General features: G+C 64.8%; 19 protein-coding genes. 10 read left to right on the plus strand and 9 right to left on the minus strand.

Annotation, left to right across the window (positions count from 1 at the left end; all coding sequences use genetic code 11):
• Positions 1-23: 23 nt before the first annotated feature.
• Genes BW981_RS17470 through BW981_RS17480 form a run of 3 tightly spaced genes read left to right on the plus strand, consistent with a single transcriptional unit; the run spans position 24 to position 1,478 of the window.
• Entirely contained in the window at positions 24-389 is a 366-nt protein-coding gene (locus BW981_RS17470) for a DUF5368 family protein (RefSeq protein ID WP_076441540.1), read from the plus strand.
• A 38-nt stretch (positions 390-427) separates the two neighbouring features.
• Positions 428-1,009 (plus strand): rhodanese-like domain-containing protein, encoded by a 582-nt coding sequence (locus BW981_RS17475; RefSeq protein ID WP_076441542.1) that lies wholly within the window; start codon positions 428-430, stop codon positions 1,007-1,009.
• 28 nt (positions 1,010-1,037) lie between these two features.
• The gene (locus BW981_RS17480; RefSeq protein ID WP_076441613.1) at positions 1,038-1,478 is read left to right on the plus strand and encodes a DsrE family protein; all 441 of its coding nucleotides are present in this window, start codon (positions 1,038-1,040) and stop codon (positions 1,476-1,478) included.
• Between the two features lie 151 nt (positions 1,479-1,629).
• On the opposite strand, the gene BW981_RS17485 is transcribed toward BW981_RS17480, so the two are convergent.
• Complete coding sequence (locus BW981_RS17485; protein WP_076441615.1) at positions 1,630-2,295, minus strand: L,D-transpeptidase; 666 nt, start codon at positions 2,293-2,295, stop codon at positions 1,630-1,632.
• A 20-nt stretch (positions 2,296-2,315) separates the two neighbouring features.
• Complete coding sequence (locus tag BW981_RS17490; protein ID WP_076441544.1) at positions 2,316-2,936, minus strand: DsbA family protein; 621 nt, start codon at positions 2,934-2,936, stop codon at positions 2,316-2,318.
• A 122-nt stretch (positions 2,937-3,058) separates the two neighbouring features.
• Here BW981_RS17490 and BW981_RS17495 point away from each other — a divergent pair, with 122 nt between their 5' ends.
• Both BW981_RS17495 and BW981_RS17500 read left to right on the plus strand, forming a co-directional pair.
• A complete protein-coding gene (locus BW981_RS17495) occupies positions 3,059-3,721 on the plus strand; it encodes a response regulator (RefSeq protein WP_076441546.1) in 663 nt (220 codons plus the stop codon).
• Positions 3,718-5,052: a histidine kinase dimerization/phospho-acceptor domain-containing protein gene (locus BW981_RS17500; protein WP_076441548.1), complete on the plus strand. Its 1,335-nt coding sequence runs from the start codon at positions 3,718-3,720 to the stop codon at positions 5,050-5,052. The genes BW981_RS17495 and BW981_RS17500 overlap by 4 nt, the downstream gene beginning before the upstream one ends.
• Positions 5,053-5,212: 160 nt before the next feature.
• Here BW981_RS17500 and BW981_RS17505 read toward each other — a convergent pair whose 3' ends face one another.
• Genes BW981_RS17505 through BW981_RS17520 form a run of 4 tightly spaced genes read right to left on the minus strand, consistent with a single transcriptional unit; the run spans position 5,213 to position 9,675 of the window.
• Complete coding sequence (locus tag BW981_RS17505; RefSeq protein WP_076441550.1) at positions 5,213-5,986, minus strand: cyclase family protein; 774 nt, start codon at positions 5,984-5,986, stop codon at positions 5,213-5,215.
• Positions 5,987-5,991: 5 nt separating this feature from the next.
• Entirely contained in the window at positions 5,992-6,948 is a 957-nt protein-coding gene (locus tag BW981_RS17510; protein ID WP_076441552.1) for a fumarylacetoacetate hydrolase family protein, read from the minus strand.
• Positions 6,945-8,678, minus strand: coding sequence for a CocE/NonD family hydrolase (locus BW981_RS17515; protein ID WP_076441554.1), 1,734 nt, complete (start codon positions 8,676-8,678; stop codon positions 6,945-6,947). The genes BW981_RS17510 and BW981_RS17515 overlap by 4 nt, the downstream gene beginning before the upstream one ends.
• A 16-nt stretch (positions 8,679-8,694) precedes the next feature.
• Positions 8,695-9,675, minus strand: a complete 981-nt coding sequence (locus BW981_RS17520) for a Bug family tripartite tricarboxylate transporter substrate binding protein (RefSeq protein WP_076441555.1) — start codon at positions 9,673-9,675, stop codon at positions 8,695-8,697.
• A 134-nt stretch (positions 9,676-9,809) separates the two neighbouring features.
• On the opposite strand from BW981_RS17520, the gene BW981_RS17525 reads away from it, so the two are divergent.
• Positions 9,810-10,733, plus strand: coding sequence for a LysR family transcriptional regulator (locus BW981_RS17525; protein WP_076441557.1), 924 nt, complete (start codon positions 9,810-9,812; stop codon positions 10,731-10,733).
• Positions 10,734-10,974: 241 nt separating this feature from the next.
• Positions 10,975-12,516, plus strand: coding sequence for an ABC transporter substrate-binding protein (locus tag BW981_RS17530; protein ID WP_076441559.1), 1,542 nt, complete (start codon positions 10,975-10,977; stop codon positions 12,514-12,516).
• On the opposite strand, the gene BW981_RS17535 is transcribed toward BW981_RS17530, so the two are convergent.
• Positions 12,506-13,420 carry a LysR substrate-binding domain-containing protein gene (locus BW981_RS17535; RefSeq protein WP_076441561.1) on the minus strand — a complete coding sequence of 305 codons (915 nt, stop codon included), beginning with the start codon at positions 13,418-13,420 and terminating at the stop codon, positions 12,506-12,508. The genes BW981_RS17530 and BW981_RS17535 overlap by 11 nt on opposite strands.
• A 101-nt stretch (positions 13,421-13,521) precedes the next feature.
• Here BW981_RS17535 and BW981_RS17540 point away from each other — a divergent pair, with 101 nt between their 5' ends.
• The 3 genes from BW981_RS17540 to BW981_RS17550 are packed head-to-tail and all read left to right on the plus strand — an operon-like array spanning position 13,522 to position 16,421.
• Positions 13,522-14,460 (plus strand): ABC transporter permease, encoded by a 939-nt coding sequence (locus BW981_RS17540; RefSeq protein ID WP_076441563.1) that lies wholly within the window; start codon positions 13,522-13,524, stop codon positions 14,458-14,460.
• 2 nt (positions 14,461-14,462) lie between these two features.
• Positions 14,463-15,323, plus strand: coding sequence for an ABC transporter permease (locus BW981_RS17545; protein ID WP_139333824.1), 861 nt, complete (start codon positions 14,463-14,465; stop codon positions 15,321-15,323).
• Between the two features lie 36 nt (positions 15,324-15,359).
• Positions 15,360-16,421, plus strand: a complete 1,062-nt coding sequence (locus BW981_RS17550; protein WP_076441567.1) for a hypothetical protein — start codon at positions 15,360-15,362, stop codon at positions 16,419-16,421.
• A gap of 255 nt (positions 16,422-16,676) precedes the next feature.
• Here BW981_RS17550 and BW981_RS17555 read toward each other — a convergent pair whose 3' ends face one another.
• A complete protein-coding gene (locus BW981_RS17555; RefSeq protein ID WP_076441569.1) occupies positions 16,677-17,819 on the minus strand; it encodes an MFS transporter in 1,143 nt (380 codons plus the stop codon).
• A gap of 118 nt (positions 17,820-17,937) precedes the next feature.
• Positions 17,938-18,564 (minus strand): LysE/ArgO family amino acid transporter, encoded by a 627-nt coding sequence (locus BW981_RS17560; RefSeq protein ID WP_076441570.1) that lies wholly within the window; start codon positions 18,562-18,564, stop codon positions 17,938-17,940.
• Positions 18,565-18,566 lie beyond the last annotated feature (2 nt).

Consider the following 18,566-nt stretch of genomic DNA (forward strand, 5'->3'; position numbering starts at 1 on the left):
GCGGCGCATACAGGAGAACGTCGATGCAGCAGATCGACCCCATGGTGTTCGTCGCGGTCTTCCAGGAGATGCTCGGCCTGGCCTTCTGGCCGCTCGCCGGCTTCATCCTGCTCATGGTCGTCGCGGTCGTTCTGACCGTGGTCCGCGAGGGTCGCATCTCGCCGCGCCGCCTGGTCTATGCACAGGGGATCGGCGCCTTCGGCGGCGTCCTCGCCGTCTGGGCCATGCTCTGGTTTACGAGTTCGCGCGCCACCGATCTCCTCGGCGGCCCGATCGACTGGCTGCTGACGCTCGCCATCGCCGCCGCCGGCGTCATCGGCGGCGCGATGATCGTCTATGTCGCGCTCTCCTTCGCCCCGGCTTCCGCGCGCCGCGGCCCGGCCCGCTGAGCGCGGGCCTCGCAACTCCCTCATCGCTGGAGACAGACATGAAACATCTTCTCGTGATCCTGCCGCTACTGGGCGCGTCCTCCGGCCTGGCGCTGGCCGCGCCGGAACCCGCCGATCCGGCGCGACGCACGCCATGGGGCCTCTATGTCGATTCCCGCGAGGCCTTCGCAATGAAGCAGGCGCAGGGCGACAAGGTGCTGCTCGTCGATGTGCGTGATCCCGTAGAGATCATGTTCACCGGCTTCGCCCCCGCCGTCGATGTCGTCGTGCCGTTCATGATCGCCAACCGGGCGAAGTGGAACGAGCAGCGCTCTGTCTATCAGGTGGAGAAGAACCCGCGATTCGAGGCCGATCTCGCCAAGGCGCTGGCTGCGCGCGGCCTGTCCAAGGACACGCCGATCCTGCTGATGTGCCGCTCCGGCGGCGAACGCGGCGCACCCTCCGCCCAGGAGCTCTGGGGCAAGGGTTACGGCAAGGTCTATGTCGTCACCGACGGCTTCGAAGGCGACACGATCAAGGAGGGGGAGCGCAAGAACTGGCGCCTGGTCGACGGGTGGAAGAACTCCGGTCTCCCCTGGAGCTACCGCCTCGACAAATCGAAATTCCCGCTCGGCGAATAGCAGCCCCTCCATCGCAAAGGCCGTGATCATGTCCGCCCGTTCTCTCGCGCTTCTCGCCGCCCTCTCCGTCTCCGTCCTCACGGTCCCGCCCGCCGCGGCGGCCGGCGCGAAGATTCTCACCCTGCTCAGCAGCAGCGATGCCGAGGCCCAGGCCTTCTCGCTGATCCTCGCCAACGAAGCCCGCGGCGCCGGCCATGCGGTCGATCTCGTGCTCTGCGGCCCGGCCGGCGACATTGCTCTCAAGGTCGCGCCCGCAGCCGCCACGCGTCCGGTCACCCCCACCGGCATGAGCGTCCGCGCCCTTCTCGAAAAGCTGATCAGCCAGGGCAGCAAGGTCGAACTCTGTGCGATCTATCTGCCCAACCGGCAGCTCAAGCCCGACGCCATCATCGAAGGGGTTTCGGTCGGCAAGCCGGCAGAGGTAGCCGCTCGCATGGCTGATCCGGCCGTCAAGGTGGTCAGCCCCTGAGGAAACCCACAGGGCATGAGGCTACGATTCTGAACTCGCTTGTCGCCGTCGCCATACAGCGTCGATCTAGCCTCGGCCGGGTTTCACGACCGGGGGCGCATCCTTGGGGGAATGGCATTCAACGCGCCCGGTCCAGCTCTCGTTCTCGCCATCAAGCGGGCAGGATGACAACCTTGGACCCCTTGGGGATGCGGTTGTAGAGGTCGATGACGTCCTGGTTCATCATGCGGATGCAGCCTGACGACACCGCCTCGCCGATGGTGTCGGGCTCGTTGGTGCCGTGGATTCGGTAGAGCGTGTCCCTGCCGTCCTTGAACAGGTAGAGCGCCCGGGCACCCAGCGGGTTGGCCTCGCCGCCCTTCATGCCGCCGGCCCATTTCGCATAGCGGCTGGGCTCACGCTTGATCATGTCCTGCGTCGGCGTCCAGCGCGGCCATTGCGCCTTGCGCTCGACGGTCGCGGACCCTGTGAACTCCAGACCCTCGCGCCCGACGCCGACGCCATAGCGCAGCGCCTTGCCGTTCTCCTGAACGAGAAACAGGAACCGGTTCGCGGGATCGACGATCAGCGTGCCGGGTTGATGCGCGGTCGGATAGTCGACGAGCCGGCGCAGATTGCGGGGCCGCAGGTCTTCGAGCGAGACGGCGGGGACATGGAACGGCTCGCCGCCGACCTCGCCATAGCGCCTGAGATCGAGGGCGCTGAACTGGGGCGTCGGAGTCGCCGGAACCGGCTGCTGCGCGATGGTCGTACAGCCGGCGGCAGCCAGAGCGATCATGAGGCCCGCGAGGCGGCGCGTGGGCTTGGAGACGGTCATCGAGGGTGCGAGCCGGTCGGTCACGGGGACGCCTGCTTTTTGCGCGCGTCGGCGACGACCTGCTTGAAGCCGGCATAATCCTGGGTGGAGGTCCGGAACGGGCCGATGAGATAGGTCGGCGTGCCCTGCAGCCCGAGCGATTCCGCCTGCGCCATGTTGCGGCGGAGCAGCGCGGTAATCTGGGTAGCCTTGCCGTTCACATCCGCTTCGAGCCGGGCCATGTCGAGGCCGGCGCCCTTGAGCGCAGCGGCGATCTGCTCGCGGCCGAGCCGCCCTTTTGTCGCCATCAACGCGTCATGGGCTTTGGCATAGGCGCCCTGATAGGCGGCGGCGAGCGCAAGCTGCGCGGCATAGACCGAGGTCTCGGCGATCACCGGCCAGTCCTTGTAGACGAGCCTGATCCGGCCGTCCTCCCGGACGAGCCGGGCGAGATCGGGCGCGGCCTTCTTGCAGAAGGGGCAGTTGTAATCGAGAAAGGCGACGATCGTGACGTCGCCCTTCGGATTGCCGGAGACCGGCGCCTCGGGATCGTTGAGGATGGCCTCGACATCAGGATCGCGTCCCTGGGCCAGCGCCAAACCCGGCGTGGCGGCGAGGAGCAATGCCAGGCCGCTGATGATGGTCCGGCGATCCTGCTGCATCGGTCTGATCCTTGTCGGCTGGTGAAGGCGGCGGCTTGTGCCGCAGTGATTGCAGCCATCGGCGCGTCCCAGCTTAAGCCAGCCTTAAGCCGAGCAGGGATGCTGCCCGCCGTGGAGAAACGATGCGTGTTCTGATCGTCGAGGACGACCCCATCCTGGCCGACGGCCTCGCCGTCGGGCTGAAGCTCCACGGCGTCAGCGCCGAGGTCGTCGGCAACTGTGCCGATGGCCGGCATGCGCTCGCGGCAGGCGCCTTCGACGCGATCGTCCTCGACATCATGCTGCCGGACGGCTCGGGTCTCGACCTGCTGGCCAGCCTGCGCCAGGCGGGCGACGAGAGCCCGATCCTGCTCCTGACGGCGTTCGGTGAGACACGCGACCGGATCGCCGGGCTCGATCGCGGCGCCGACGATTATCTCGGCAAACCCTTCGACCTCGGCGAGCTCGCCGCACGACTGCGGGCCGTGGTGCGGCGGCGCGATGGCCGGGCGACAGCGGCCATCGACGTGGCGGGCCTCGTCCTGAATCCGGAAAGCCATTCGGTTTCGCGCGACGGCCTCGCCATCGAGGTCACGCGGCGCGAGTTCGCGATCCTGCGGACACTCGCCGAGCGGCCGGGCGTGATCCGCTCGCGCATCGAGCTGGAAGAGCGGCTCTATGGCTGGCAGGAGGAGATCGAGAGCAACGCCATCGAGGTCCACATCCACAATCTCCGGCAGAAGATCGGACGCGAGCTGATCGAGACCGTACGCGGCCTGGGTTATCGACTGAGGATGATGCCATGACGTCGCTGCGCGCGCGCCTTTTCGTGATCCTCGTCGCCACCACCGGACTGATCTGGCTGGCTGCGACCGCCTGGATCTATCTCGGCACGAAGGCCGAGCTCGAACGCGTCCTCGACACGCGCCTGCAGGAGGCGGCGCGCATGGTCTCCTCGCTCGTCCGGGATGCCGGCGGATCGGCGCCGTCCGCGATCGCCGCGACGCCACAGGTCTCGACAGACGACCACGGCGGCTATGAGCGCCAGCTCTCCTGCCAGATCTGGTCGCTGGGGGGCCGGCTCGTCGCGGCCTCGACGGCGGCCCCCGCAGAGAGGCTGGCCAATCATGCCGCCGGCTTCAACGACAGCATGATCAACGGCGAGCTGTGGCGCGTCTACGCCATCGAGGACGCCGCCAAGGATGTCCGGGTTCTGGTCGGCGACCGGCTCGGCTTGCGGGATCGCCTCGTCAACGACCTCGTCATGGGCCTCGTCGCACCGACGCTCCTGATGCTGCCGATTTTCGCCGGACTGATCTGGATCAGCGTCGGGCGTGGCCTGTCGCCGCTGCGCGGCATTGCCGGCGACCTGCAGCAGCGCGCCGCCGACGACCTCGCACCGCTTCAGGCCAGGGTCATCGACGAGATCCGGCCGGTGACGGATGCCCTGAACGGCCTGTTCACGCGCCTTGACGCGGCCCGCCGGCACGAGCGCGAATTCACCGCCTTCGCTGCGCACGAGTTGCGCACGCCGCTCGCCGGCATCCGGACCCAGGCCCAGATCGCCAGGGCTGCCGACACGACCGAGATGCGGACTGCCGCTCTGGACCACATCATGCAGGGCGTCGACCGGACGGCACGCCTGATCAGTCAGTTGCTGGCGCTGGCGAGGCTGGAGTCGGGCGCCGATCCACATCGGCGGGAGCGGGTGAACCTCGGGCAGCTGCTGCGCGAGATTGATCGAGAAGGACAGCGGCCGGCATCGATCTCCGTCGAATTCGACGACGCGATCGATGCGATCACGGTGGAGGGGGACCGCGACAATCTGAAACTGGCCCTGCGCAACCTCCATGAAAACGCGTGCGGTCACAGCCACCCGGGCGGTCGCGTCAGATGGCTGAGAACCGCAGAGGCGACCCTGGCGGTCGATGACGAAGGTCCCGGCGTTCCCGCGGACGAACTGGCCCTGATCAGGCAGCGCTTCTATCGTGGACGAGCGGCCAGAAACGCCGGCAGTGGGCTCGGCCTCGCGATCGTTGAAGTGGCCCTGCACAACGTTGGAGCGGAGCTCACCTTGGGCACGCCTCCCAGCGGGCGCGGCTTGAGAGCCGCCGTGTCCTTCGTTCGAAGCGCTTGAGCGCAGCCTATCGCAGAAAATGGAAGCTGTGGGTCGGGCACATTCGACAAGCAGCGCCATGCGCCCCATCTCTGGTTCCGGCAACATCCGGGCGTCAGTTTATGGCGCGTGTGAGCAGCGACGGCGGGGCAGCGCCCAGGCGGTGGCCACTGCGATGTGGTCAGCCGAACACGGCGACCGCCCGCGTCCAGCCGGCTGAAGCGCGCTCGATCTTCACCGGGAAGCAGATCACCTCGAAGCCCGTTGCGGGAAGGTTCTCGAGATTGTGCAGCTTCTCGATATGGCAGTAGCCGATCTCGCGCCCGGCCTTGTGGCCTTCCCAGATGATGCTGGCATCGCGGGTTTCGGCATATCGCCGGGCGGTATGGACGAAAGGAGCATCCCAGCTCCAGGCATCCGTACCGGTGACCCTGATCCCTCGCTCAAGGAGAAACAGCGTAGCCTCGCGGCCCATGCCGCAGCCGGATCGGAGATAGTCGTCCTGACCGTAGCGGAGACCCGCCCGGGTGTTGATCAGGACGATGTCGAGAGGCCTCAGCTCGTGATTGATCCGCTCCAGCTCCTCCCGGACCTCAGTGGCTGAAACGACGTGGCCATCCGGCAGATTGCGGAAATCCAGCTTGACGCCGCGGGCATAGCACCAGTCGAGCGGGATCTCGTCGATGGTCCAGGCGCGCTCGCCGCCGCTCATCGTCGGATGAAAATGCCAGGGGGCGTCGAGATGCGTGCCGTTATGGGTTGTCAGTGCCACTTTCTCGATCGCCCACCCGCAGCGATCCGGCAGGTCGTCTGCGGTGAGACCCGGAAAATGCGGCAGCAGCCGCTCGAGCCCTTCTTCATGACCGATGTATTCGATCTTGGGTTCTGAGCCGGGCGGGTCCGAGGCGATACCGGCTTGAAGCGGCGCAGAGATATCGACGAAACGACGAGGCATCGGCGTCAATCCTCCGGCATCCGGGGCAAGCGGGGTTGCAACCGGTGGGGCTCGGCCGTTTGGACGATGGTGTTCTCGATCAAGCCAAGGCGCTCGACCTCGATGACCACCTGGTCACCCGAAGAGAGCCATGGGAACCTGTCCGCACCGTGCGATTGCGAAAGCTCCAGGATGCAGCCGGTGCTGCATGTGCCCGAGCCGATGATATCGCCTGTACGAACGGTTGCACCGCGCGCGGCGAAGGACAGCATCTCCTCGAAGGACCAGGAGATGTCGGCGAGGTTTCCCGTCGTGTAGCGGCGCCCGTTGACGCTGGCTGAAATGGACAGGTCGAACGCGGCGCCCTTGCGGGCGCTTTCCAGTTCATCGAGCGTGACAAGATAGGGGCCGAGCGTCGTGGCGAAGTCCTTGCCCTTTGCGGGGCCGAGGCCGACGGCGGCTTCCTTGCGCTGGTGATCGCGCGCGCTCCAGTCGTTCATGATCATGAGGCCGACGATGTGACGGCCGGCCTGCTCCGGCGCCACGTCACGGGCGGGCAGGCCGACGACCGCTGCGATCTCCGCCTCGAAATCGAGCATCAGGCTGCCCGGAGCGCCCTTTACGGTCGAGCGGCTGGCGACCACCGCTGCGGGATTGGTGAAGTAGAAGACCGGAATTTCGAACCATTCCGGAGCCATCGGGAGGCCACGGCTGCGCCTGCCGGCTCTGGCATGCTGTTCGAAAGCGTAGAAGTCTCGCAACGAAGGCGGTTGGGGAATCGGAGCCAGAAGGTCCGCATCCTCCCATGGGACGATGAGCTCCGGGCTCGCCCTTGCTTGCTCGGCAGCCCGCGACAGGCGTTCCCCATCATCTCCCAGCAGCTGGACCAGGCTCAGTCCCGGCGGCAGAGCATGGAGACCATCGGGTTCGAGCAATGCTGCCCGCTCGCGATGCTCGGAATCTCTGAAGGAGGCCCATTTCATCGGTGATCACCTTGCGGCCTTGACGCGGAGGCCGGCTGAGCGGGAATGACCGGTAGCAGGAGGTGGCTCGGATACGCCGCTCCGGTATGGATTGTCGTCCGGCCGCCGAAGACGAGCGGGTTGCGGTCGATCGGGTCGTCGTGCAGCCAGGGTCCCGACCCGCGATGGGGTCCCTCACCGGCTCCGAGGGGTCGCGCGAAATCCATTCCCCGGATGTCGAGTGCCAGGCGATAGCCCTGCGGAAGCACGATGCAGGTCGGCCAGATCTCGATGTCGAGCTCGTAGATCTCGTCCGGAATCAGGGGCCATTTTTCGTCGTGCGGGTGGAAGGGCCGGTAAGGCAGCGAGCGCCGCGGGCAGAGCTTGCGGTGCGATGCCCGCAGCCATCCCTGGGCCAAGGGCGTCCTGGCGTCGACCGTGCCCTGGAACGTGACTTCGCGGCCGTCCGGGGCGAAGGCCAGCAATGTGACGAAGAGGTCGGCGTCGATCGTCGAGGATGAGACAAAGAGCTTCAGCGCCAGAGGGCCGGTGATCTCCGTCGTCTCCGGCAACTCGCCAGACACCAACCTGATACCGGCGCCGAGCGCCTCGAAGGTCGTCGAGCCGGCCGCTTTTGCCTCGTCCCGTCCCAAGGCACCGGCACTGGCGTCGAGGAACATGCGCCGCCACAGCGTCCGCGCCAGTGGCCATTCCTGCTCCCCGCGGAGCTCGAACGCCTCGCTGAAGGGACGCCTGATGTGGAGAAGCACCCGAGGCGCGTCCTGCCAGCCGTTCGGCGTTCCCTTGAGGTAGTGGTCGAGAAAGCGTTTCTGCAGCTCCATCCCGAATGGAAGATAGAACCATTCCTCATGGCGGCCGGGGTGCACCTCCAGCCATTTCTCGGTCGATGCGGCATTTACGAACGCTTCGAAATTGCCCCGCGGATGCAGTCCGAAGCCGGCCCAGTTCGCCGCGCTGAGGAAAGGCACCGTGACCTTCGACCAATCCGGGGAGCGGGCAGCGTACCACTCGTCCTCCAGCTCGCGTGCGCGGGCATTCGCCAGCGTATCGACTCTTGCCTCGGCGCGCTCGCGCTCGGTCAGGTCGTCAGGTCCCGAGCTGCGCAAGCCGGTCCACGGATCGAGCGGCGCAGCCGCGTTTCCATGCTGAACAGACAGGATCTGGCGAGGGTACCAGGTCTCCAGAAACCTGTTCGAGAGGATGCCGCCGTGCCGGAAGAAGTCGCGATAGATGTCGGCGGCGCCTTCCCAGGGGATCATCGCCGCGAGATGGCGGGGCGCGAGTGCCGCGACATGCCATTGGTTGATCGCGTAGTAGGAGATGCCGTTCAGCCCGACCTTGCCGTTCGACCAGGGCTGGCTTCCGGCCCACTCGATCGCCTGCGCATAGTCACGCGTCTCGCGTGGCGACAGGATGTCGAGGCGACCGGGAGTGCTCGCCGCTCCGCGGGAATCGACCCGTATGACGGCATAGCCCCAGGGAACCCAGATTTCGGGATCGACGGTTTCCCAGGTGAGGAATTCACGCCTCGATCCTTCCAGCAGATCCGGATGTCGGTCGGTCATCCAGCGCCAGCTCGCACTGTACTGATCCTGGTAACGCACGCCCTTGCCGTAGGGTCCCAGCGTCATGATCACGGGCACGGGCTGCGGGCCCTCGGGCCTGAACACGTCGGCCGACAGCGAAAGGCCGTCATCCACGGGGATCAGAACATTGCGTTCGACGATCATCTTGTGCTCGAACGGTTCAGTGGGTCTGGACGTTGGACGCTTTGACCAGTGCGCGCCACTGTTCGACGAGCTCACGATAAGTCGTCTGCATCTCGGCCTCGGGCGTATTGGCAGGGGCCACACCCAGATCGAGGGTCCGTTTGCCGACCACGGGGTCGGAGATGGCACGGGTCAAGGCGGCTCCCAGTTTCTTCAGGACTGGTTCGGGCGTGCCGGCGGGAGCCAGGAAGATCTGGAACCCGCGGGCATTCGAGAAGCCGCGCACGCCCTGGGAGCTCAAGCTCGGCCACCCCGGATAGGCGGCGGTGCCGCTCGGGCTGGTGACGCCGAACAGCGTGACCTGGCCCTCATCCACGAACGGCTTTGCGGAGACCAGCATGCCGAGATCGATCTCTCCCGCGATCATGGCCTGCACGACATCGGCTTCGTTCTTGTAGGGAACGTGCACCATCGAGATATCGTTCTCCTTCTTCATGACCTCGCCGAACAGATGCCCGGCGGAGCCATGGCCGAAGCTGCCATAGGTCAGCTTGCCGGGATGCGCGCGCGCATAGGCCAGGAGCTCCTGCGCCGTCTTCACCGGCAGCTTCTTCGATGCGACGAGGGCAAGCTGCGTTTCGCCGACATGGGCGACAGGCACGAAGTCCTTGATGGAATCGTAGGGCGGCTTAGCGGCCAAAGCCTCTGCCGCTCCATTCGACGTGCCATTGGCAAGCAGGACAGTGTAACCGTCCGCCTGCGCGCGCTTTACGCCGGATGCGGCGATGATCCCGCTCGCGCCCGGCTTGTTCTCGATGACGAAGGCCGCGCCCAGGTCCGCCTTCGCCTTCTCGGTGACGATGCGGGCGAGCGTGTCGCTGAGCCCGCCGGCGCCGGAGGGGACCACCACTGTAATGGGCCGGCTCGGGTACGGCTGCTGAGCCTGTACAGAGCCGGCCATGGAAGCCGCGCACAAGCTGCCTAGATGGATCGAGAAATTCCGGCGGGTTAGCGTCATCTTGCCCTCCCCAGGGACTGAAAATGTGATCGCCGGCGTGCCGACATTATTGGTGGCTGAAGCTAGGCCGACGCTTGCCCATCTGCATAATAGACATTCTCGATGTCGGTCATGCCGAAGGGCGATAGCAGAAGATGCGCCATCTCGATCTGGAATCGCTGCTCTGCTTTGTCGAAGTGGTTCGTCTCGGCTCGATCTCGGCCGCCTCCCGGTCGCTGAGATTGGCTCAGCCGGCTTTGACGCGGCGCATTCAGTTGTTGGAAGAACAGCTCGGCGATACGCTGCTCGAGCGCCATCGACGCGGCGTGGTGCCGACCGAGACGGGCCGGCTGGTGGAGCAGCGTGGAAAAGACCTGCTCCGCAACGCTCAGGAGCTGCGCGACGAGGTGACCTCAGCGGTCACCAAGCCTGCGGGCGTCGTCAGGTTCGGCTTCCCCCCCTCAGTCGGCAGCCTGTTCGTCGGCCGCATTCTGGCCGACTGCATCGCGCGCTACCCCGATATCAAGCTTCATCTGGTGGAAAACGTCTCCCCTGCCGTCCGAGAGGGCTTGATCGAAGGCAGCCTGGACATGGCGATCATGAGCTGCCGCGCAGGGCATGACCGCTTGAGATGCGTGCCGTTGTTTCACGAGCAGCTCTGGCTGTTCGCATCTCCGGAGCTGTGGGATCTGGGCCGGGAGTCGGTGCCGCTATCAAGCATTGGATCGCGTCCCGTCATGCTGGCGAGTTTCCTCTGGAGCCATTTCGAGACCAAGCTGCCTCTGAACGTGATCGCGGCGGTCGATGCTCTGCCGCTTGCGCGCGAAGCAATGCTGGCCAAGGCCGGCTACGGCATCTTTCCGTTCTCGGCTTTGGAGCGCGAGATCGCCCGCGGCGAGCTCAGCGGGGCGCCGATCCAGGATCTCACCGTTTCGCGCGGACTGTACTTCAGGAACGACAGAATCACCTCTCATGCCATGCGGATCGTCGAGAGACTGGTCGAGGATCAGGTCGGCGCTCTGTTGCAAGCGGGCCAGAAATTATACCGACGCATAGGCAGCGACGACTATGTGGTCTGATGGGGCCCCGGGTCCGGCGTCGCCTCGCCGTGAGCAAGAGCAGGCCGGTACGAACGGCGCGGCAGGTTCCTCCAACATGGAGGCGCTGCAGGATGCGGGATAGCCGGCAGGCGCCGCCGCTGACCCGGCCCCAGCCAACTCGTCGAAGAGCCGCCTATGCCGTTTGGTTATAGGTGAGCTCGAATATGTCAATTGACGTCATTGGAGCTTAGCGGCCTGATGGTTATCAGGGAGAGCTCAGATGAAGAAAACCACGTTGGCATTCTTAGCCAGCCTCGCGGCCGCGACAGCATCCCTGTCGTCGCTCAGAGCCGAGACGCTACAGGTCGCCGTTGGCACCTCGGACATCACCAACATCGATCCGCATCGCGCAAACGGGTTCGACTCGATGCTGATCGCGAATGTGTTCGACGGCCTGGTCCGGTTCCCTCCGGGAAGCGCCGATCCCGCCAAGATCGAGCCCGATCTGGCGACGCGTTGGGAAACCTCGGCCGACGGCACATCGTGGACTTTTCACCTGCGCAAAGGCGTCAAGTTTCACGGCGATTTCGGCGAGTTCACTGCCGATGACGTCGTCTTTTCGCTGAAGCGGGCGGCTGACCCGAGCACCTCGTCCTTCGCCGCAAATTTCGCGGGCATCGCGAACGTGGAGAAGCTCGACGACCTGACCGTCAGGATCGACCTTAAATATCCTGACGCTGGGCTGCTCGGGCTGCTCTCCAATTTTCACGGCGGCATGATCGTCAGCAAGAAGGCGGTCGAGCGTTTAGGGCGCGAATTCGCTGCCAAGCCTATCGGAACCGGCCCCTATCAGATCGCCGAACATGTGTTGCAGCAGCACGTCAAACTCGTCGCCAACAAGAGCTATTTCCGCGGCGCTCCCAAGATCGACGAGGTCCTTTGGCGCTTCGTCCTTTCCGACAGCAGCCGCGATCTGGCCTTTCAATCCGGGCAACTCGACCTGATCTATGGCCGGCGGGATCAGCGCTGGGTGACGCAGGTCAAGACGCGGCCGGAGGCGGTCGTGGACATTTTTGGTCAGGGCGAGTTCCGCACCTTGCACATCAACAAGAGCATCAAGCCCTTGGATGATCTGCGCGTGCGTCAGGCGATTGCACTCTCAATTGACGTCGATCAGATCGTCCGTTTTGTGGGTCCTGACGTCGCCAAGAAGGGCTGCTCGGTGGTGCCGCCCGGCTATCGCGGCGAGGACTGCTCCTGGACCGTCAAGCCCGACATCGCCAAGGCGAAGGCCCTGCTCGCCGCGGCTGGGCATCCGAACGGCATCACGCTCAGCGTCGTGGTCTCGAACATTTCCTCGCAATTGCCGATCATGGAGGTCATCCAGAATCAGCTCGGCAAAGCCGGCATCAAGCTGGATATGAAGGTCGTCGATCACCCGACCTACCAGCAGCAGATCCGGCAGAATGCGAGCGCTCTGGTGTTTTATGGCGCCGCGCGGTTCCCGGTCGCCGATACCTATCTCACTGAGTTCTATCATTCCGCCGCAACGGTGGGGAAACCGACCGCGATCACCAATTTCTCGCATTGCGACGTGGCGGATGCCGAGATCGAGCAAGCCCGAAAGGAAACCGATTCGGCCAAGCAAATGGCGGACTGGAAGATCGCGCAGGACAAGATCCACAAGGATGTCTGTGCGGTGCCGCTGTTCGAGCTTCAGCAGGTCTGGGCGCGCAGCAAGAAGGTCGATTACGGCTACGAGCTGAAGGGCGCGATCAACATCGCTCCGCAGATCACGGAGAAGACGAGCGTCACGCGATGAGCGCCTCGCGCATCAGTTGATCGCCGCATTCCCGGGCATGCTGAATGAAGAGATCGACAAGGCCCGCATTGCGGGCCTTGGTTGCTTTGGCCAGAAGGAAATGGTTGTCGATGGCCGGCTCGAAGCGCCGGATCGCGACGCGCCCTTTGACGGGGCCTGCCATCAGCGGATGGACCAGCGACAAGCCGAGGCCATGCGCGACGAATTCGCAAAGCGTCGGAGCCGTGGTCGCCTTGAGAACGAGCCGCGGCTCGCTGCCGTGGCTCTCCATTACCTCATCGACCCGGCGTCGGATCTCGACCCCTTCGTCGAAGCCGACGAAGGGTTGATCGTGAAGGTCGTCAGGACGGATCACCGCCTTCCGAGACAACGGATGCCCGACCGGCATGATGCAGACCAGAGGATGGGTCAGGAACGGCTCGGTCTCGAGATCGGGATGCTCGACCCGGGCATTCAGGATTCCGACGTCTACCTGCCGCGTCACCAGCCAATCCGCCAGGCCTGGCGAACCACGCACGATCAGCGACACGAACACATGTGCCTCGCTCTCCAAGAAGCGCATCGTGACATGCTGGATGAAATGGCCCGACAGCGCCGGCAGGACGCCGACCAGCAGCCGGCCCTTCTGCTCGCGGCGGACGGTCTCGATGGCACGCTCGATCTGGTGGAGCCCAGAAAAGACCCGATCGACCTCTTCATAAAGATGCGCGCCCTGAGCGGTTGGGGTGAGCTTCCCCTTGAGCCGGTCGAAGAGCCGCAGCCCCGTATCGAGTTCGAGATTGGAGACCAGCTTGCTGACAGCCGGCTGCGTAACGTTCAAAGCCGCTGCGGCTGCACTCACAGTGCCGTTTTCCATCACCGCGCGGAAGGCTTCGACTTGTCGGAGATTGATCGAGCGAGGCATGAGGGTTTGGAATACCCTTGGCTGAATTTATCAATCGACGTTTTAGCACAGCCCGTGAATAGTTGCCATCAACAGGCCGCTGCCCGCGCCCGGAAATCCTCATGAAATACGCATTGAAACGCATATCGCTCGGCTTGCCGACGCTTCTGGCCATGTTCACGGCGATCTTCGTGATCATCCGGATCGTCCCGGGCGACGCGGCAGCGGTGATCCTCGGTGATCAAGCCAGCGCTGGTGCTCTAGAAGCGCTGCGGCAGCAGCTCGGCCTCAATGAGCCACTCTCACAGCAGTATCTCGGCTTTCTGACTGGATTGCTGCAGGGCGATCTGGGGACATCACTCGTCACCAAGCGGCCGGTTCTCGACGAGGCACTGCGGGTCCTGCCGAACACGATCGAGCTGGCGGTCGCGTCGATTCTCGTCGGGCTCGTGCTGGGGCTGCCGCTCGGCGTCTGCGCCGCGACAAACCGCAATGCCTGGCCGGACTATGTCGGGCGGTTGTTCTCGCTCGTGGGACTTTCGTTGCCGGCCTTCGTGTCAGGCATCCTGCTGCTGCTCGCCTTCGCGATCCAGCTGCGCTGGTTTCCCGTCATCGGCACCACCCAGAATGCCGGGCCGTGGGACCGTCTGCTGGCGGTAGCCCTCCCTGCACTCAATCTCGGAGTCATCATGAGCGCCTATGTGGCGCGCGTTACGCGGGCGTCCATGCTCTCAACCCTGGGTGAGGATTACGTGCGCACGGCCAAGGCCAAAGGCGCCGCGCCGATGACTTTGGCCTTGCGGCACGTCCTATCGAACTCGCTGCTACCGATCATCACCGTCGTCGGGCTGTATTTCGGCACGCTGATCGGAAATGCGGTGCTGACGGAGATTGTCTTCAACCGGCCAGGTCTCGGGCGCCTGATCCTCGGCGCTCTCAACACCCGCGATTACACGATGCTGCAGGGGCTGATGATCATCTTCGCCTCCTTCGTCGTGCTTGCAAACATCCTGACCGATCTCGCCTATGCCGCGGTCGATCCGCGTATTCGGACGGCATGACGATGAGCTCGATCGTTCTGCGCCTCTCTGAGGCCGGCCGCTTCATGTCGCGTGGCGGCGCCTTCGCCTGGGCTGGACTTGCCCTTCTGGCCGTGATCGTGCTCGTCGCGATCCTCGCGCCTGTGATTGCCCCGCACGACCCGCTCACGCAGGATATCGTCAACCAGTTCCTGCCGCCTTCATCGGAATTCTGGCTGGGCACGGATTCCTACGGTCGCGATGTGCTTTCGCGGATCATCTACGGCGCCAGGATTTCGCTGATCGTCGGCCTGCTCTCGATCCTGATCGCGATGAGCGTCGGCACCGTTCTCGGAGTGCTGTCTGGTTATATTGGCGGGCGCTTCGACGCGTTCGTCATGGCGGTCGTCGATCTCATGCTGTCCTTTCCGAGCCTGCTTCTCGGCATGCTCGTTGCCGCGGTCCTGGGCGCCAGCCTGGAAAACCTCATCATCGCGATCGCAGTGACCGAGATCGCTCCCTTTGTGAGATTGGCTCGGGCCCCGACACTGGTGCTCAAGGAGCAGGACTTCGTCCAGGCGGCCCGCTCTCTGGGCTGCGGTCATGGACGGATCATGCGCGTCCACATCCTTCCAAACCTGATCTCCGACATCCTGGTGATGGGTTCGCTCTGGATGGCGACGGCGATCCGCACGGAAGCCTCGCTGAGCTTCATCGGCCTGGGCGTCAAGCCGCCTACGGCGACCTGGGGCGGCATGATCAGGGAAGGGTTTGAGAACATCCTCGACGCCTGGTGGCTGGCCGTCTTCCCGAGCGTCTTCGTCTTCCTAACCGTGCTCGCGCTGAACCTCCTCGGAGACGGCCTGCGCGATGCGACCGACCCAAAGCTGCGGCAACGCGACTGACAGCCGCCGACAACAGATGACCCACGGAGCCTTCTCATGAGCGAAGCGAACTTCATCTATCTTAGCCAGGAGGACGCGATCCGCTGCGGCGCCGCCGACGTTCCTGCGACGGTTGCCGATACCGAGCGCACCACATTGCTGGCCTATCAGGGCAAGGCGATCGAGGCGCCGACCGCGACCCTGTTCTGGGGAGTCCCGGCCGAGAAGCTCAAGAACTTCGTGGGCTATCCCAGCAAGAAGCGCGCGAACATCCATGCCGGCTATCTCGACGACAACGGTGTAATGAAGGTCGCTCTGAAGAACATCCCGAGCAACCCGGATAACCCGATCAACGGGAAGGGGCCGCGCGCTTCAGGCCTTGTGACAATCCTCGATCCCGAGACGGGCTATCCGATCGCCCTGATGGACGCGATGGTGATCAGCTGCATGCGCACAGGCGCGCTTGGTGCCGTCGGCGTCAAGCATTTGCGCCGGCCGGGCTCCCGCAGCATCGGCCTGATCGGCGTCGGCCCGATCAATCAGGCAGCGATCGCCTGCACTGCCGAGGTGATGCCGGAGCTCGAGCTCGCCTATGTCTATGATCTGAACACCGAGCGCGCCAAGGCCTTCGCCGCTGAATTCTCGCGGAAGCTGAACGTCGATGTGCGCGCCGTCGATTCCGCTCGTGAGGCAGTCATCGATGCAGATGTGGTCATCCCCGCAACCAACGTCCAGACGATCGACGATGCCTATATCGCGCCGGACTGGATGAAGAAGGGGAGCCTGCTTGTCGATCTGTCGATCTGGGACGCAACCTTCGAGACGCTCGCTCGCGCCGACGGCTATGTCATGAACTCCGCGATCAGCATGGAACGCAAGACGATGACGCCGAGCGTCATGGTCGACCGAGGCCTGGCGAAGGAGGAGGAAATCATCGACCTCGGCAAGGTCATCGCCGGGGAAACCAGCGGACGCCGCGACGACGACGATGTGATCGTCTACTTTGCCCGCGGCATGGCGATCTATGACGTGATGTGCGGCTATCGCGTTTACGAGAACGCTCTTCAGAACAGCGTCGGCGAGAAGCTGAGCCTGTGGCAAAGTGCATTCTGGAGCTGAGCGCGAGATCAAGTGCCGCTTGTCGTCGACAGTCCGAGCTCAGGTCTGCCGGAACGTGGCCCAAAACCACGGCGAAACAATTGGCGTGAGTATCCGACCGGGGAAGCGGGGAGGGCACAATGCCCGCTTTCTGGCACTGGTTTAATGTCCGGAAGTGGCGCTTCTTCCGAGGCGGGAAAGGGGCTGCTGGCGCGCTTGAGGCTCGCTTCGACGGCAAGTGCCGCGGAAACAGCAGCCACTGCCCGCTGCTGCCGGTCATGGCGAGCGATGCTGCCGGATCAGCGCCAGGCTTACAATCGCCACCACGGACGCCATCAGGCAACTGACCACGACGAGCGCCGTCGGGAGTGAGACGATCGTCATGACCCCACTCGCTACGATAACGCCGACCGAGTTCGCGGTGCGGAGCAGGGCGAAGACCTCGGCGCGCTTGTTTCGCGGGGCAAGCGTGTCGAGGACCAATGAGTAGTAGGTACCCAACGGCGCGAGCACCGCTCCGACGAGGACGGCGCCCATCACCGTGACAGCCATCGATACCTGCAGGCTGACGATGACGGCCCCCACCGTCATGATCGCCAGTTGGATCAGCACGGCCTTCCGGGTGGCCATGCGATTGAGAAAGCTGACCCAGATGCCGCCAGCCACCGACGCGACGCAGAGGGGAACGGTGAACAGGATCGCCATGGCGGGCGCGTAACCGAACTGCAGGGCGAGCCCCACCGCACCGATCTCCAGGGCGGCCACAGTCGACCCGCCCGCCGCCGCGCATATCAGCCAGAGCAGGATCGCGGGTGTGACCGAGGAGGCATCTGGCGCATGCACATCATCGGTCGGCGCGGATTTGACGGTCGGGACCAGCAAGGCAGGTACGGCACCCAGCGCCGCGAGCGCCAGCACGCCGAAAACGGGCGAGATGGTTCCAAGCCCGGACGCGAGTACCGGGGCGAGGACGAAGGTCACCTCGTTGAGCGTGGCCGCGATTCCCAACGCTCTGGGCATCGAGCCGGATGCCGTGAGCTCGTTGAGCACGGCTCGCAGATACCCGAAGGCGGATCCGGTAACCGCGCCAGCCAGCGCCGAGAACGCGATCAACCAGACCAAGGGAGCGGAAAACTGCGCGAGCACCGCAACCGCACAGAGCGCGACGGTCCTGAAGCCGACCAGCATGCGCAGGAATGTCGTGGGCGGCAAACCTCTTCCCAACCGGGTAATCGGGATCGCGCCGATGACCTGCGCCAGCGTCAGAGCGAGAATCATCGCGGCCGCGCCGCCGGTGTCGCCCGTGAGCGCCAGCGCCACCAGTGCAAAGGCCACCGGACCGGCGGCTTGCGGCACTGCAAACGTCGCGGACGAGACGTACCAGCGAAACAAGGGAGCTGACAGTGAGGTCGCTGTCATGGCGCTAGTGGTTATCCTGAACCCGGGTCTTCGCGAGCCGCCAGCGACAAATGCGGGCTCGGATTCCCGCGCTTCGAACTCCCATGTCCCTTTCGGGGGGATTGAGGGAATGCATCGATCAGCTTGCCAGCGCGGTGCGCAGCAGGCTCGTCGCCAGCGCCAGCATCAAGACACCGATCGCCAGATCGAGCATGCGCCAGGCCACCGGCCGGGCAAAAAGCGGTGCCAGGAACCGGGCACCGAAGCCCAGCGCGGCGAACCAGGCAAAACTGGCGCTCGCGGCCCCGATCATGAAGGGCGTTCGCTCTTCGGCAGGCAGGCTCGTTCCCACCGCGCCCATCAGCAGCACGGTGTCGATGTAGACATGCGGGTTCAAGAAGGTGAAGGCCGCTGTGCCTGCGAGCGCGGCCCCCAGCGTCATCCCAGGCTGCCTGTCGATGACCATGGCGGAGGGATGGGCTGACCGCCGCAGCGCCGAGACGCCGTACCAGGCCAGGAACGCGGCGCCGGCCAGGCTGAGCGCCGCTGCCAGCCCGGGGACGACCGTCAAGGCGCTTCCAAGGCCGTTGACGCCGAGCACGATCAGCGAGGCATCGGCCGCCGCACAGAACAGGACGATGGGCCCGACATGCTCCCGCCTGAGACCCTGCCGGAGCACGAACATGTTCTGGGCGCCGATGGCGGCGATGAGCCCGAGCGACAGGGCAGAGCCCTGAGCGAAGGCAGGAAGGAAGGCGCTGGTCATAA

The sequence above is a fragment of the Allobosea sp. TND4EK4 genome, assembly GCF_900156025.1.
Lineage (GTDB): Bacteria > Pseudomonadota > Alphaproteobacteria > Rhizobiales > Beijerinckiaceae > Allobosea.

Bases quoted from the DNA above. Each gene is read 5' to 3' on its own strand.
- BW981_RS17470 (WP_076441540.1), top strand. From the start codon at position 24: ATGCAGCAGATCGACCCCATGGTGTTCGTCGCGGTCTTCCAGGAGATG.
- BW981_RS17475 (WP_076441542.1), top strand. From the start codon at position 428: ATGAAACATCTTCTCGTGATCCTGCCGCTACTGGGCGCGTCCTCCGGC.
- BW981_RS17480 (WP_076441613.1), top strand. From the start codon at position 1,038: ATGTCCGCCCGTTCTCTCGCGCTTCTCGCCGCCCTCTCCGTCTCCGTC.
- BW981_RS17485 (WP_076441615.1), bottom strand. From the start codon at position 2,295: ATGACCGTCTCCAAGCCCACGCGCCGCCTCGCGGGCCTCATGATCGCT.
- BW981_RS17490 (WP_076441544.1), bottom strand. From the start codon at position 2,936: ATGCAGCAGGATCGCCGGACCATCATCAGCGGCCTGGCATTGCTCCTC.
- BW981_RS17495 (WP_076441546.1), top strand. From the start codon at position 3,059: ATGCGTGTTCTGATCGTCGAGGACGACCCCATCCTGGCCGACGGCCTC.
- BW981_RS17500 (WP_076441548.1), top strand. From the start codon at position 3,718: ATGACGTCGCTGCGCGCGCGCCTTTTCGTGATCCTCGTCGCCACCACC.
- BW981_RS17505 (WP_076441550.1), bottom strand. From the start codon at position 5,986: ATGCCTCGTCGTTTCGTCGATATCTCTGCGCCGCTTCAAGCCGGTATC.
- BW981_RS17510 (WP_076441552.1), bottom strand. From the start codon at position 6,948: ATGAAATGGGCCTCCTTCAGAGATTCCGAGCATCGCGAGCGGGCAGCA.
- BW981_RS17515 (WP_076441554.1), bottom strand. From the start codon at position 8,678: ATGATCGTCGAACGCAATGTTCTGATCCCCGTGGATGACGGCCTTTCG.
- BW981_RS17520 (WP_076441555.1), bottom strand. From the start codon at position 9,675: ATGACGCTAACCCGCCGGAATTTCTCGATCCATCTAGGCAGCTTGTGC.
- BW981_RS17525 (WP_076441557.1), top strand. From the start codon at position 9,810: ATGCGCCATCTCGATCTGGAATCGCTGCTCTGCTTTGTCGAAGTGGTT.
- BW981_RS17530 (WP_076441559.1), top strand. From the start codon at position 10,975: ATGAAGAAAACCACGTTGGCATTCTTAGCCAGCCTCGCGGCCGCGACA.
- BW981_RS17535 (WP_076441561.1), bottom strand. From the start codon at position 13,420: ATGCCTCGCTCGATCAATCTCCGACAAGTCGAAGCCTTCCGCGCGGTG.
- BW981_RS17540 (WP_076441563.1), top strand. From the start codon at position 13,522: ATGAAATACGCATTGAAACGCATATCGCTCGGCTTGCCGACGCTTCTG.
- BW981_RS17545 (WP_139333824.1), top strand. From the start codon at position 14,463: ATGAGCTCGATCGTTCTGCGCCTCTCTGAGGCCGGCCGCTTCATGTCG.
- BW981_RS17550 (WP_076441567.1), top strand. From the start codon at position 15,360: ATGAGCGAAGCGAACTTCATCTATCTTAGCCAGGAGGACGCGATCCGC.
- BW981_RS17555 (WP_076441569.1), bottom strand. From the start codon at position 17,819: ATGACAGCGACCTCACTGTCAGCTCCCTTGTTTCGCTGGTACGTCTCG.
- BW981_RS17560 (WP_076441570.1), bottom strand. From the start codon at position 18,564: ATGACCAGCGCCTTCCTTCCTGCCTTCGCTCAGGGCTCTGCCCTGTCG.